Here is a 13,275-nt window from a genome sequence, read left to right as displayed (position 1 = left end):
TTGTCGGTGATGGCGGCGAGGCGCTGCTCGCCGGTGTCCCGGGGATGTATCAGACCCTTCGTCCGTCCAGGTGGTTTCATGTGTTTGTGTTTGTGTGGCGTGGGGGGATGTATTTGCTGAACGCCGAGGGGGAGTCATATGTGTTGCATGATCGGCCTGAGCGGTATGAGATCCTGCGTGTGGCTCGTGTGCATGATCTGCCGGCTGACTGGTATGAGGCGCATTTTCGTGATGTGCGCCTGTTGGGCGAGGTGGTGGAGCCGGATGAGGGGATGCTGCAAGTGTTGGCGACGATGCTGCGGGTGTATTACCGCCGTTGGCTGTCGTATGGTGGCGTGTGGCCGGATGGTGTGACCTGGTATGAGGCGGACCGGCATGGCCTGAAGGTTCGCGAGGGGAACCTGGTGGGCCCGTGGGACGTGCCGTTGACCCGGTATCGTGCGCGTGTCCCGTCCGATAAGGAGTACGCGTACGCGGCTGGTTTGTCGCCCGAGGGGTTCGCCCGGCAGGTGAAGCCGGGCGAGAAGGTGACGATTGATGATGCGGGCCGGTCCGTGCTGTGGGGTATCCCGGTGGCGCATAATCCGCATGGCGGCGGCAGTGCGACCATGGGCGGGTTCATCTACGACGGTGTGAAGTATGGGTGGTCGCAGGTCCGTGAGGATTTCGGCCGTCTGGTCGGCGAGCGTCGGGTGAACGCCAGGCGTGTGTTCTTCGGGCAGGGGAATGGGCCGTATATCCCGGATGCGGCGTTCCTGCGGGCGTATTGGGATGCGTGTAACTGGCATACGTTCAAGGAGGTCGTGTACCGGGGGCGGAGGTTCTAGCGGCCCCCGCACGGCACCCAACCACAAACCAAATCATCAAAATGAAAGCAGGGATGATGAACGAACCAACGAACGGCTGGCCGGCGTATGCAAAGCCGATGCCCAAGCCGACCTTGCAAGACAGAATCTATTTCGCGCGGGTGCGTAAGGAGAAGCAGCGCGACCTGTTGCATGGTCTGGCCGTGGCGGAGGGGCCGTTCTACGCGCGTCTTGAGCGGATGTGCTCGATTAACGGTGTTGTTCAGGTCAGTGAGATGGCGGATCCTGTGGCACTCATTGCCGCGTATGCCGCGCAGTATGCGGCAGTGTACTCGGGGGTGCCTTCGGGTTTGCGTCTTGACACGGTGATGGGTGCCGATGGCAGCCGGTGGGTGATGGGGCCGGCGTTGGATCAGTATCTGCTCAATATGCAGGATTACAGCGTGGCGGGTCTCGTGCGGTTCGGGTACCGGAACGTTTACCCGGATGGTGCTGATCTTGACATTCAGGGCATTGCCGACACTGTTGTCGGTTCGATGGTCGGCAATGGGTCACATCAGATTCTTGGCGGAAGCTGGAGAACCACGGTTGCACATGGCAATCAGCTGTGGGATATGTGGGAGCCGTCTATTCGCATGGTGTGCAGCAATCCGAAAGAAGCGATGATCCTGTTCTCATGCCTGATGGTTGATTTCCTTCGTCATATCCAGACGAACAGCGATGGTACCGCTACCGATGTCCGTGAGAATTATCGTACGATGCTCACGCAGACGATATTCATGTCCACTGTTGACTTCGGGCTGCTCGGCAAGACGACTGGGGCGGCCGAATAGTCACGGGCTTGCGGGCTTCCCGACACAGCCCGTGACTGGAGGCCGTCAGGGCCTACATCAGCTTTTCGTCGTAGATCGCGCGGCTGCCGCCGATGTACTTGGGGCGGTATCGTGCGCAGATGATGTGCGCCTTGCCAATCATGTCAATGGAAATGCGCAGCGGAACGACCACCGGGTGGATATGCATGCCGATGAGCGTGCCGCCGATATCGATGCCGGCTTTCGCTTTGGCTTGGATATCTTCGACCAGTACCGGATGATCGAACGATTGGTAGGCGATGGTGCCGAACGCGCCACCCGCATGATTGGGCTGAGGGATTGCGTTGACCTGATCGAAGCCGTAATGTTCCAAGCAGTCCCGTTCAATGACCAGCGCGCGGTTCAAATGCTCGCAGCATTGTGCGGCGAGGAAGATTCCCGCAGGCTTCAGTACCGATTGGGCGCCTTCGAACAGGTACGGCGCCACATCCATGGACGTATGGGTGCCGATCTGCTCGCCGAGCACCTCGCTGGATGAGCATCCAATGACGAAAATATCGCCGGCGGACAAGTGCGCCGCCTCAAGGACCTCGCGCGTCGCTTGCGCGGTCTGCTGCCTGATCTGTTCAAAATCCTGTGTCTGCATACCGCCGATTGTACTAGCGCGTCGTTGCACACCGCCCCTGCGGTTCACCTGCGGTCAAACCAATCATCATTCATCATGTGGATCCCCGGCTTCTTTCAGGTAAATCGGTAGAACCATCCCAGTGTTACGCAATGGGAATGCAAGCTGCGCGGAAGTGTTCTCCCATAATTGCGGCTTGTAACAGTGTCCATCGTGTGAGTGAATCCTCACATGTTGGCCCCTTGTCTCCTTTAATTCTTGGTATTGCAGGTCTTTACCGGTCACTGTGTGAGGATTCGCTCGCATAGTGACCTAATTGGGTGACGGATTCTGTTGATTTTGGCGCCCCGCCCGTCATTGTGTGAGTGAATCCTCACATGTTGGTCTGGTTGAGCGCATGCGGGTGGTCTGGGGGAGTGTTAGTTGGTCATCATGCGAGTGAATCCTCACACGTTGGCCCGGTTGGATGCTGTGCGGGTGGCCTGAGGTGTGATAGATGCCCGCCGTGTGAGCGGATCCTCGCACGCCACGCCAAGTAGCCGCCGCCGCGTACAGTGGGCGGTATGCCGTTGAACAATGAGATACTGAGCAATCCGCATGCCGATCGCGTGCGCAAGATCGCAGGCTTGGAGTCCAAGTCGCAGCGTGAACGCTCCGGGCGGTTCCTCATCGAAGGGCCGCAATCCGTGCGCGAAGCGATTCGCTGGCGTCCCGATGTCATCACCGACCTGTACGTGCAGATGAGCGGGGACGACCCGCAGCCCGCGAACCAGACCATCGCCGAAATCTACCGCGAGGCGCTTGACAACCCGCGGGCGGGCCAGCAGGGCGGCCTGTACATCCACGGCGCCACAGCCCAAGTCATGCGCCAGATCAGCGGGGACTGCCAAGGCATCGCCGCCGTCGGCCTCACCGAACGCATGCAAGACGACCCCGATGACCTCGACTGGTCAGATCATCCCATGGTCGCCGCGTTCTGGCAGGTGCGCGACCCCGGCAACGCGGGCACTGTTATCCGCGCCGCCGATGCCGCCGGCTGTGACGCCGTGATTTTCGTGGATGACAGCGTCGACCGCTTCAATCCCAAGGTCGTTCGCGCCACCGCAGGATCGCTGTTCCATGTGCCGGTCCTGACCATGACCACCCAGGATTTCCTTGGTTGGTGCGCTGGCGAGCACAGCACATTGGTCGCCGCCGACGTACATGGCACGCCGGATCGGGCCCCCGAACAGCTGCCGGGTCTGCTCGGCGAACGCGGCCACATGCTGGAACACGAACTGCAGGACTCCAGCCGTCCGCTTACCGTGCTGTTCGGCAACGAGGCGCGCGGTCTGCCAGCCCACTTGGTCGAGCAAGCCGACCGTGTTGTCGCCATCCCGATTTATGGGAAGGCCGAATCGCTGAACCTGGCGACCAGTGCGGCGGTCATGCTTATGAGCCTAGCTATGTCGAGTCATATTGGGAAAATGTGAAGACGGTACAACGGCTTGAGCAAGAGCGACGTTTCACTGAAATAAGAAAGGGTACTCGTGGCACAGAGCGCGGTATTCGATGCACAGGCGGTGACCGCAGCGGTCAACGAAGGCATCGGGAAGATCGAAAAAGCCTCCAGCTCGGAGGAATTGAAAGCCATCAAAACCCAGTATGCGGGTGCGGAATCGGCAATGACGCAAGCGAGCAAGGCTATTGGCTCGCTCCCCGCCGACCAGAAGAAGGAAGCCGGCAAACTCATGGGCAAGCTGCGCGCCGATTTCGGGCGCGCGTTTGGCGCCAAGCAGCAGCAGATTAAGGCTGAGGAGGAGCAACGTGCCCTCGCCGCCGAGACGGTTGACATGACGCTGCCGATCCGCCGTAAGCCCTTGGGCGCACGCCATCCGCTGCCGAGGCTTATGGAGGATGTCGAGGACTTCTTCATCTCGATGGGCTGGCAGATTTCGGCGGGTCCGGAAGTGGAAACCGAGTGGTATGACTTCGACGCCTTGAATTTCGGCCCCGACCATCCCGCCCGCCAGATGCAGGACACCTTCTACGTCAAGGGCAACCAGGCCAAGGACGCTGCGGGCTTCGTCGGCTCCAACATGGTGTTGCGTACGCAGACTTCCTCCGACCAGGTGCGCGCGCTGCTTACCCGCGGGGTTCCGCTGTATATCGCGTCCCCGGGCCGTGTGTTCCGCACGGACGAGCTCGACGCCACCCACACCCCGGTGTTCCACCAGTGCGAGGCGCTTGCGGTGGACAAGCATCTGACCATGGCCGATCTCAAGGGCGTGCTGGACAAGCTTGCCGTCGCCATGTTCGGCCCCGAGGCCAAGACCCGTCTGCGTCCGAGCTACTTCCCGTTCACTGAGCCGAGCGCCGAGCTTGACCTGTGGTTCCCTGACAAGAAGGGCGGCGCCGGCTGGCTCGAATGGGGCGGCTGCGGCATGGTCAACCCGAACGTGCTCAAGTCCGCGGGGCTTGACCCGGAGGTCTACACCGGCTTCGCGTTCGGCGTCGGCATGGAGCGTACGCTTCTGCTGCGCCACGACATCAACGACATGCACGACCTCGTCGAAGGTGACGTGCGCTTCAGCGAACAGTTTGTGATGGGGGAGTGATTGACCCATGCCTATGGTTGATATTGACTGGCTCAAGGAACACGTCGAGGTTCCCCAGGGTCTGACATACGAACAGCTTGCGAAGGATCTCGTCAAGGTCGGCCTTGAAGAGGAGCAGATCCATGCCTCGCAGGTGACCGGTCCGATCGTGGTCGGCTACGTGGTGGACGCCACGCCGGAACCGCAGAAGAACGGCAAGACCATCAACTGGTGCCATGTGGATGTCGGCGACAAATACAATGCCGTTGACGAGAACGGCAACAAGGTGCCGCGCGGCATCGTGTGTGGAGCGCCGAATATGGCCGCCGGCGAGAAGGTTGTCGTCACGCTGCCGGGAGCTGTGCTGCCCGGTGATTTCCGTATCGAACCGCGCAAGACCTACGGGCATATGTCCGACGGCATGTGCGCTTCCGAACGCGAACTCGGACTCGGCGACAACCATGACGGCATCATCCTGCTGCGCAACTACGGCTTCACGCCTGACGAGTATGAGGCGCTCAAGCCCGGCGACGACGCGATGCACCTGCTGCATCTTGACCAGCCGATCCTCGAGATCAACATCACCCCGGATCGCGGGTACACGCTTTCCTACCGCGGTGTGGCGCGCGAATACCATCATTCCACCGGTGCGAAGTTCACCGATCCGGTGATTGAGCTCAACGAGAAGGCGCCGGATCTGACCGCTGTGGCGGCTGGCACCCCGTCCGACATCGAAGTGTCCATCGAAGATGACAACCCGATTCACGGTGTCCCCGGTTGCGACCGCTATTATGCTCGTGCGGTGCGCAATTTCGACCCGTCCTCGCATACGCCGAACTGGATGCGTCGCCGTCTGATACGTTCGGGCATGCGGTCCATTTCGCTCGCTGTGGACGTCACCAACTACGTGATGCTTGACTTGGGCCAACCGATGCACGCCTACGATTTGGACAAGATCGAAGGCCCGATCGTTGTGCGCCGCGCCAAGGCGGGCGAGAAGCTCACCACGCTCGACGGCAAGGACCATGACCTGAGCCCGGAGGATCTGCTGATTACGGATTCGCCGAACGGCCAGCACGGTTCACGCATCCTCGGCATCGCCGGCGTGATGGGCGGCCTGTATGGCGAAGTGACCGCCGAAACGAAGAACGTGCTGCTGGAATCCGCGCATTTCGACCAGGTCACCATCGCGCGTTCTGCCCGTCGCCACAAGATTCCTTCCGAGGCGTCGAAGCGTTTCGAACGCGGCGTGGACTTCGCATTGCAGCCGGCAGCCGCGCAGATGGCAGCCGAACTGATGACCAAGTACGGCAACGGTGAGCCGTCTGAGCATCCTACCGACGTGAACAACACGCCTGCGCGTCGTCGTCCTATCCACTTCAAGGCCGACGAGGTTCGTCGCGTCGCAGGCCTTGATACTCCGGTCAACAAGATCAGTGATATCCTCACCGATATCGGCTGCATGGTCGCCGGCGGCGGCAATGGCGAATTCTCCGTCACCCCGCCGACGTGGCGTCCTGATTTGAACGAGCCGTGCGATTTGGTCGAGGAAGTCGCCCGTCTGGTCGGCTACGACCAAATTCCGACCACCGTACCGCCGGCCCCCGTATCCGGTGCTGTCGGCCTGACCCCTGACCAGCGTCATCGCCGTGAGGTGGCCAACGAACTCGCCGAATACGGTATGGTCGAGACGCTGAGCTACCCGTTCGTCGGCGACGCCGACTACAAGGCGTTCTCCTATGACGCCGACGCGGTCAAGCCCGTCAGCGTGGAAATCGCGAACCCGCTCGCCGGAGACCGTCCGTTCCTGCGCCGCGAAGTCCTGCCGACCTTGGCTCACACCGTGCAGCGCAATCTGCGTCGCGGCATTGAGAACGTCAGCCTGTATGAAATCGGGCATGTGTACCTGTGGGATCCGAACGCCCCTGCCATCCCGGCGCTCCCCGGCGGCGTCAAGCCGACCGACGAACAACTCAAGGCGTTGGACGCAGGTCTGCCGGACCAGCCGCTTCACGTGGCTGGCATCCTTGCCGGCAAGGCTGAGGAAACCGGCTGGCTGGGCGTGCATCGTGACGTCGATTGGTCTGACGCGGTCGAGGCCGTGCAGCGGATCAGCGACCGTCTGGGCGCGCATCTGACGTTGTCGCAGCCGGCGGCCGCCGATGTTCCTGCGCAATGGCATCCGGGCCGCGCCGCCAAGGTGATGGCCGGTGAAACCGAGGTTGGCATGGTCGGCGAGCTGCATCCGCACGTCAACGATGCGCTCGAATTCCCGGCGCACACCGCCGCTTTCGAACTCAATCTGACCGCGCTGTTCGGCACACTTGATGGCAAGCCCGTGCAAGCCAAGCCGATTTCAACCTTCCCGCCGGTCAAGCAGGACCTTGCGTTCACCGTCCCGGATACGGTGAGCGCCGCTCAGCTTGAAGCCGTGATCCGCAAGGCGGCAGGCGACCAGCTTGAATCCATCCAGCTGTTCGACGTATTCACCGGCGATCAGCTCGGCGAAGGCAAGAAGTCGCTTGCGTTCTCGGTGGTCTTCCGCTCCGCGGACAAGACCTTCGACTCACAAGACAGCGTTACGGTCCGTAAGGCCGTCACTGACGCTGCCGCTGAGCTTGGCGCGCAATTGCGTGCATAATCGGCGGTTACGCTGACAAGGGTGCTATCGTGGTGTGCGCAAGCGGCGCACACCCGGAAGCCCATTGATTCTGCCGGCTCCCGGATTGGGCGCCGGCAGATGTGTATTCAGGCTGTCCGGCCTTGTGACCGGGCGGCGTACAGGCCGGACAACGGCAGCCGCGGTGCGTAACATCGCGCGGCAACGAGGAGGAACCATGAGCGAAGCCGATCGTCCCGGACAGACGGCATCTGAACCGCAGCAGACCACGGGCGAGAGCGCCGGTTCTGCGCAGTCTGCACAGACAAGCCGGTCCGGAGCACTGGAATACGGTGCCATGCGCAGTCAGTTCCCCGCCGATTACAATCCTTACCAGTTCGGCCGCGACGATGACGACAGCGGTAAGAACAAGCGTCAGGACGCCAATTCTTCTCCTGCGGGGCAACAGGGCGGCAACACCCAGCCGGCAATGCCGTGGGCGGGCGCGCCGCAGCAGGAACAATGGCCGGGGAACAATCAACCGCAAGGCCCGTCCCAGCAGTATCCGTCTGGGCAATACACCCAGCCGGGACCGCAGAATCCGAACCAGCCATACGGGCCGTATCCGTACGGACCGCAAGGTGTGTGGCCGCAACAAGGCAGGAACGGTACGCCGTTGCCGGGCCAACCCGGTTATCAGCCACGGTATTTCAACGGTATCGATGTCAACGACCCCGCTTCCAATCCGTTGTACGGGCGCTGGGACAGTTCGGCCATCGTGTCGTTCGTGTTCGCGCTCATGGGCTTGCCTATCCTTCCGGCGATTCTTGGGGCCGTCTCGATCTGGCGTGACAAGACCTTCCATATGAAAGGTCGAGGCTTCGCCATCGCCGCCGTCATTATCGACGTGATTATCACTGTGGTGTGGGTGTGGATGCTGGTCAAAGGCATCACCTCCGCCGATTTGTACCAGATGATCGGCAACCAGCTGTACGGCGGTGGATCGGGAAGCGGAACGGATTCGCTGAGCGCCTGACCGCGCCTGACTGCGCGTGCGCGGCGGGCTGTGGTGTTGCCTGAACGTTGTGCGCGACACACCCATGCATAGTTATACATGGTTCTGTATAGATATGCTATACTGGCGGTATTGATATGCAGCCATCATGCATGGGAAGTGATGTGAAATGGCAAAATACACCGTCGCGGTGGCGGGAGCCACCGGGTATGCAGGCGGGGAGGCGTTGCGCATTTTGGCGGCGCACCCCGATTTCGAGGTGACGTGCGTCGCAGGTCATTCTTCGGTGGGAGACCGACTGGGCAAGCATATGCCGCACATCCCGCAGCTTGCGGATTTGACGGTGCAGGACACCACCCCGGAAGTACTCAATGGGCATGATGTCATCGTGCTCGCCCTGCCGCACGGCGCTTCAGGCGCTTTGGCCGCCAAGCTCGACCCGCAGTCCATCGTTGTCGACTTGGGTGCGGACCACCGTCTCGAAGAGCGGGACGCTTGGGATGCTTTCTATGGCGGTGATTTCTACGAGCACTGGACGTACGGCATGCCCGAGCTCATCACCGGCAAGAGCGCTGACGGCACGTACACCCGTCAACGTGCCGCGTTGCCCGGCGCCAAGCGCATCGCCGGCCCGGGGTGCAATGTCACCGCGACCACATTCGCGTTGCAGCCCGGTATCGCCGAAGGGCTGATCGAACATACCGGCATCGTCGCTGACCTCGCCGTCGGGTATTCAGGTGCCGGCAAGAACCTCAAACGCACCAACCTGCTGGCTGCTGAAGCCTTCGGTTCCGCGGTGCCTTATGGCGTCGGCGGCACCCATCGGCATATCCCCGAAATCCTGCAGAACTTCGCCCATGCCGCCGGTTTGCAGGCGGCGCAGGCATCGAAGTTCTCTCTGTCGTTCACCCCGGTGCTGGTGCCGATGGCGCGTGGCATCCTCGCTACGGTGAGCGCGCCGATGACCGACGCCGCCCGTGATCTGAGCGACGACCAGTTGCATGCGGTCTGGGAACAGGCATACGCAGGGCAGGATTTCGTCACTGTGTTGCCGCAGGGTACGCTTCCGGCCACAGGCAATGTCGTCGGCTCGAACGCGGCGCATGTTCAGGTCGTCGCCGACCGGCATGCAGGCAGAATCATCGCTTTCGCCGCAATCGACAACCTCAACAGGGGAACCGCCGGGCAGGCGGTCGAATCGCTGAACATCGCCTTGGGGCTTCCCGAGGACCAAGGTCTGACCAAGATTGGAGTGGCACCATGAGTGTAACGTTCGCACAAGGATTCTCCGCCGCCGGAGTCGCCGCCGGTATCTCCGCGAAGGCGGGCAAGCTTGATCTTGCCTTCGTGGTCAACAACGGCCCGCTTGACGCGGCGGCTGGCGTATTCACCTCCAACCGATTCTGTGCCGCCCCGGTACAGTGGTCGCGCAAAGCGGTGGCCGACGGCCATCTCAAGGCCGTGGTGCTCAATTCCGGCGGGGCCAACGCCTGCACCGGGCAGCCCGGTTTCGAACAGTCCCAAGCCACCGCGCATGAGGCGGCAGGCCTGCTCGGCGTCGAAGACGGCAAGGTCGCGGTATGCTCGACCGGCTTGATCGGCGAGCTGCTGCCACTGGACCACGTCCTGTCCGGAGTGCACAGCGCTTACGCGGGGCTTGATTCCGGCGAACAGGGCGGAAGCGACGCCGCGCACGCAATCATGACCACCGACACCAAGCCGAAAACCGTGGCGTTGGAAGGCAACGGATACCGCATCGGCGGCATGGTCAAAGGCTCCGGCATGATCGCCCCACAGCTGGCTACGATGCTCTGTGTCATCACCACTGACGCCATCGTCACCCCGGGCGCCATGCAGGCCGCGTTGTCCGCAGGCACCTCAGTGACCTTCAACCGCATTGACACCGACGGCTGCATGTCCACTAACGACACCGTGCTGCTGCTCGCATCAGGCGCTTCCGGCGTGGAGCCGGACCCTGACGAATTCAACGATCTCGTCCGTCAGGCATGCGCATCTCTCGCCCGCCAGATCGTAGGCGACGGTGAAGGCGCCAGCCACGACATCCGCATCAGCATCCACGGGGCAACCAGTGAAGACGCGGCGCTCGCCTGCGGGCGTGCCATCGCCGCATCGAACCTGTTCAAATGCGCGGTCAGCGGCAACGACCCGAACTGGGGCCGCATCCTCAGCTCGCTGGGCACGGTTCCGCCTAGTGTCGCACCATTCGACCCGACGCATGTTGATGTCGACGTCAACGGCGTGCGCATCTGCCAAGGAGGCGGCACCGGGCGTGATCGCTCCGAGGTCGATATGACCCCGCGCGAAGTGGGGGTGGACGTCTACCTCAACGCCGGCGAGGCCGAAGCGACCGTGTGGACCGACGACCTGACCCACGAATACGTACACATCAACGCCGATTACGAGAGCTGATCGGCAAAGGTCGCTTACGAGGCTATGCCTGTCACAGACACGCAAGCGATTACACATACAGAAAGAACGGCATGAGTGATTTGAAAGGTCCGGGATACCACCTGGACGTACACACCGATTTGCGGGCGGACCAGAAAGCTGAAGTGCTGATCGAAGCGCTTCCTTGGCTCGAGGAGTTCGCCGGGCAGCGGATCGTCATCAAATACGGCGGCAACGCCATGGTCGACGAGCACCTCAAGCAGTGCTTCGCCGAAGACATGGTGTTCCTGCGTCAAGTGGGCATGCATCCCGTCGTCGTCCACGGCGGCGGCCCGCAGATTTCCAAGATGCTCAAGGCGCTCGGCATCAAATCCGAGTTCAAGGGCGGTTTACGCGTCACTTCACCTGAGGCGATGGACGTCGTGCGTATGGTGCTCACCGGCAAGGTCTCCCGCGAACTGGTCGGCTACATCAACTCCCACGGTCCGATGGCCGTAGGCCTGTCAGGCGAGGACGGCGGCCTGTTTTCCGCTATGAAGCGCAAGCCTATCATCGACGGCAAACCCACCGATATCGGGCTCGTCGGCGATGTGGTCAGCGTCGACGCCTCCGCTGTTGAGGATCTGATTTCCGCTGGTCGCATCCCTGTCGTGTCCTCGGTCGCGCCAGACGAAGAAGACGCCACCCAGGTGCTCAACGTGAACGCAGACTCAGCGGCCGCTGCCCTCGCCTCCGCGCTTGGCGCCCGCAAACTGGTGATTCTCACCGATGTTGACGGCCTGTACGCGGATTGGCCGGACCGCAACTCTCTGATTGGCCGCATCGGCGTCGAAAACCTGCGCGACATGCTGCCCGATCTGGAAACCGGCATGCGGCCCAAGATGGAGGCATGTGTGCGCGCCATCGACGGGGGAGTGCCCCAGGCGCACATCATCGACGGGCGCAAACCACATTCGATTCTGAACGAGATATTCACCACCTCAGGCGTCGGCACCATGGTCGTGCCCGAAGATGGTGTGGAAATGAGGAGTTCCTATGACGACTGACGGACAGCTCGAGCAACTCGGGACCAAAGACAAAGCGTGGCTCGGCAAATACTCGCAAGTGCACATGAACGTGTTCGGCACTCCGCTGCGCGTCATGGATCACGGCAAGGGCACGCGCATCTGGGATATCGATGGCAATGAATACCTTGATTTCCTCGCAGGTATCGCGGTTAACTCGCTCGGTTACGCCCATCCGGCGTGGGTGAAGGCCGTCAGCGAGCAGGCGGCCAAAGTCGCCCACACCAGCAACTATTTCGCCACCGAACCGCAGATCGAACTCGCAGCGAAACTGGTCAAGCTCGCCGGAGCCCCTGAAGGGTCCCACGTCTATTTCGGCAATTCGGGCGCCGAAGGCAATGAGGCGGCCATCAAGCTTGCCAAGCTGTACGGGCGTACACTTCCGGGTGCATTGCCTGAACAAGGCGGCAAGCCGGCGCGTATCATCTCCATGGTCCACGGTTTCCACGGGCGCACTCTGGGCGCTCTGAGCGCCACTTGGAAGCCCGTGATCCGCGAGCCGTTCGAGCCGCTCGTCCCGGCGGTCGAATTCGTCGAACCCGGCGACGTCGAAGCGCTCAAGGCTGCATTCGACGCGACCGGAACCGCAGCTGACGGCAAAGGCCCGGTCGCCGCGGTCATCATGGAACTCATCCAAGGCGAAGCCGGCGTCATGCCGGTCGGCGCCGAGTATGTACGCCAGGCGCGGCAGCTGTGCGACGAGCATCATGCGTTGCTCATCATCGACGAAGTGCAGACCGGCGTCGGACGTACCGGCAGCTGGTTCGCCTTCCAACAGAAGGAACTCTCCGGTGGTGTGACCCCGGATATCATCACCTTCGCCAAAGGTGTGGCGGGAGGCTTCCCGATGGGCGGCATGATCGCCTTCGGACAGCAATTGTCCGACCTGTTCACTCCCGGATCGCACGGATCCACCTTCGCAGGCAACCCGCTCGGGGCCGCGGCTGCGCTCGCCACCTTGGGCGTCATCGAGCATGATGATCTGCTCGCCAACGCCCAGGCGCGAGGCAAGCAGCTGCGCGAAGGTATCATGGCCACCGGCAATCCGCTGTTCAAGTCAACGCGCGGCGCCGGTCTGCTGGATGCGGTCGAGCTGGCGCACCCGTGCGCCCATGCGGCGATGAACTGGATGCTTGAACACGGGCTGATCGTCAACGCCGTCGCCCCGGATGCGCTGCGCATCGCGCCCCCGCTGATCGTCTCCGCGCAGGATGTGGATGAGGCCGTTTCGATCATGGCCGGCGTGCCGGCGGATCTCGCCGACGACTGACGTCACGGCCTTCGTAGCCGCTACGACCGATGTACAACCGGTTCGCGACCGGTGCAAAGGCGACGCCCGAGTTGGACAGGCCGAAGAGACAGTACAGAC

Annotated in this window: 11 protein-coding genes; 10 read left to right on the top strand and 1 reads right to left on the bottom strand. The window is 62.0% G+C overall.

Annotation, left to right across the window (positions count from 1 at the left end; all coding sequences use genetic code 11):
* Positions 1-107 precede the first annotated feature (107 nt).
* Entirely contained in the window at positions 108-827 is a 720-nt protein-coding gene (locus CQR48_RS08760) for a hypothetical protein (RefSeq protein WP_143252514.1), read from the top strand.
* A gap of 56 nt (positions 828-883) precedes the next feature.
* The gene (locus CQR48_RS08755) at positions 884-1,639 is read left to right on the top strand and encodes a hypothetical protein (protein WP_143252762.1); all 756 of its coding nucleotides are present in this window, start codon (positions 884-886) and stop codon (positions 1,637-1,639) included.
* A 52-nt stretch (positions 1,640-1,691) separates the two neighbouring features.
* On the opposite strand, the gene CQR48_RS08750 is transcribed toward CQR48_RS08755, so the two are convergent.
* A complete protein-coding gene (locus CQR48_RS08750) occupies positions 1,692-2,264 on the bottom strand; it encodes a TIGR01440 family protein (protein ID WP_101452665.1) in 573 nt (190 codons plus the stop codon).
* 542 nt (positions 2,265-2,806) lie between these two features.
* Here CQR48_RS08750 and CQR48_RS08745 point away from each other — a divergent pair.
* The 8 genes from CQR48_RS08745 to CQR48_RS08710 all read left to right on the top strand — a co-directional run bounded on the left by CQR48_RS08745 (position 2,807) and on the right by CQR48_RS08710 (position 13,176).
* A complete protein-coding gene (locus CQR48_RS08745; protein WP_101452664.1) occupies positions 2,807-3,715 on the top strand; it encodes a TrmH family RNA methyltransferase in 909 nt (302 codons plus the stop codon).
* Between the two features lie 57 nt (positions 3,716-3,772).
* Complete coding sequence (gene pheS / locus CQR48_RS08740; RefSeq protein ID WP_033493423.1) at positions 3,773-4,840, top strand: phenylalanine--tRNA ligase subunit alpha; 1,068 nt, start codon at positions 3,773-3,775, stop codon at positions 4,838-4,840.
* A gap of 7 nt (positions 4,841-4,847) precedes the next feature.
* On the top strand, positions 4,848-7,460 hold the full coding sequence (gene pheT / locus CQR48_RS08735; RefSeq protein ID WP_101452663.1) for a phenylalanine--tRNA ligase subunit beta: 2,613 nt from the start codon (positions 4,848-4,850) through the stop codon (positions 7,458-7,460).
* A 196-nt stretch (positions 7,461-7,656) separates the two neighbouring features.
* Positions 7,657-8,454 (top strand): hypothetical protein, encoded by a 798-nt coding sequence (locus CQR48_RS08730; protein ID WP_244898985.1) that lies wholly within the window; start codon positions 7,657-7,659, stop codon positions 8,452-8,454.
* Positions 8,455-8,602: 148 nt separating this feature from the next.
* Positions 8,603-9,697, top strand: coding sequence for an N-acetyl-gamma-glutamyl-phosphate reductase (gene argC / locus CQR48_RS08725; protein WP_101452662.1), 1,095 nt, complete (start codon positions 8,603-8,605; stop codon positions 9,695-9,697).
* Positions 9,694-10,863, top strand: a complete 1,170-nt coding sequence (gene argJ, locus CQR48_RS08720; RefSeq protein ID WP_033493428.1) for a bifunctional glutamate N-acetyltransferase/amino-acid acetyltransferase ArgJ — start codon at positions 9,694-9,696, stop codon at positions 10,861-10,863. The genes argC and argJ overlap by 4 nt, the downstream gene beginning before the upstream one ends.
* A gap of 71 nt (positions 10,864-10,934) precedes the next feature.
* Positions 10,935-11,888, top strand: coding sequence for an acetylglutamate kinase (argB, locus tag CQR48_RS08715; protein WP_101452661.1), 954 nt, complete (start codon positions 10,935-10,937; stop codon positions 11,886-11,888).
* Positions 11,878-13,176 carry an acetylornithine transaminase gene (locus CQR48_RS08710; protein ID WP_101452660.1) on the top strand — a complete coding sequence of 433 codons (1,299 nt, stop codon included), beginning with the start codon at positions 11,878-11,880 and terminating at the stop codon, positions 13,174-13,176. The genes argB and CQR48_RS08710 overlap by 11 nt, the downstream gene beginning before the upstream one ends.
* Positions 13,177-13,275 lie beyond the last annotated feature (99 nt).

The sequence above is a fragment of the Bifidobacterium thermophilum genome (assembly GCF_002846655.1).
Taxonomy (GTDB): Bacteria; Actinomycetota; Actinomycetes; order Actinomycetales; family Bifidobacteriaceae; genus Bifidobacterium; species Bifidobacterium thermophilum.
The sequence above is the reverse complement of the archived record's forward strand: the minus strand, read 5'-3'. Positions and strand labels throughout refer to the sequence as shown.

Coding starts and splice junctions, on each gene's coding strand:
- CQR48_RS08760 (WP_143252514.1), top strand. CDS start 108: ATGTATTTGCTGAACGCCGAGGGGGAGTCATATGTGTTGCATGATCGG.
- CQR48_RS08755 (WP_143252762.1), top strand. CDS start 884: ATGAACGAACCAACGAACGGCTGGCCGGCGTATGCAAAGCCGATGCCC.
- CQR48_RS08750 (WP_101452665.1), bottom strand. CDS start 2,264: ATGCAGACACAGGATTTTGAACAGATCAGGCAGCAGACCGCGCAAGCG.
- CQR48_RS08745 (WP_101452664.1), top strand. CDS start 2,807: ATGCCGTTGAACAATGAGATACTGAGCAATCCGCATGCCGATCGCGTG.
- pheT (WP_101452663.1), top strand. CDS start 4,848: ATGCCTATGGTTGATATTGACTGGCTCAAGGAACACGTCGAGGTTCCC.
- CQR48_RS08730 (WP_244898985.1), top strand. CDS start 7,657: ATGAGCGAAGCCGATCGTCCCGGACAGACGGCATCTGAACCGCAGCAG.
- argC (WP_101452662.1), top strand. CDS start 8,603: ATGGCAAAATACACCGTCGCGGTGGCGGGAGCCACCGGGTATGCAGGC.
- argJ (WP_033493428.1), top strand. CDS start 9,694: ATGAGTGTAACGTTCGCACAAGGATTCTCCGCCGCCGGAGTCGCCGCC.
- argB (WP_101452661.1), top strand. CDS start 10,935: ATGAGTGATTTGAAAGGTCCGGGATACCACCTGGACGTACACACCGAT.
- CQR48_RS08710 (WP_101452660.1), top strand. CDS start 11,878: ATGACGACTGACGGACAGCTCGAGCAACTCGGGACCAAAGACAAAGCG.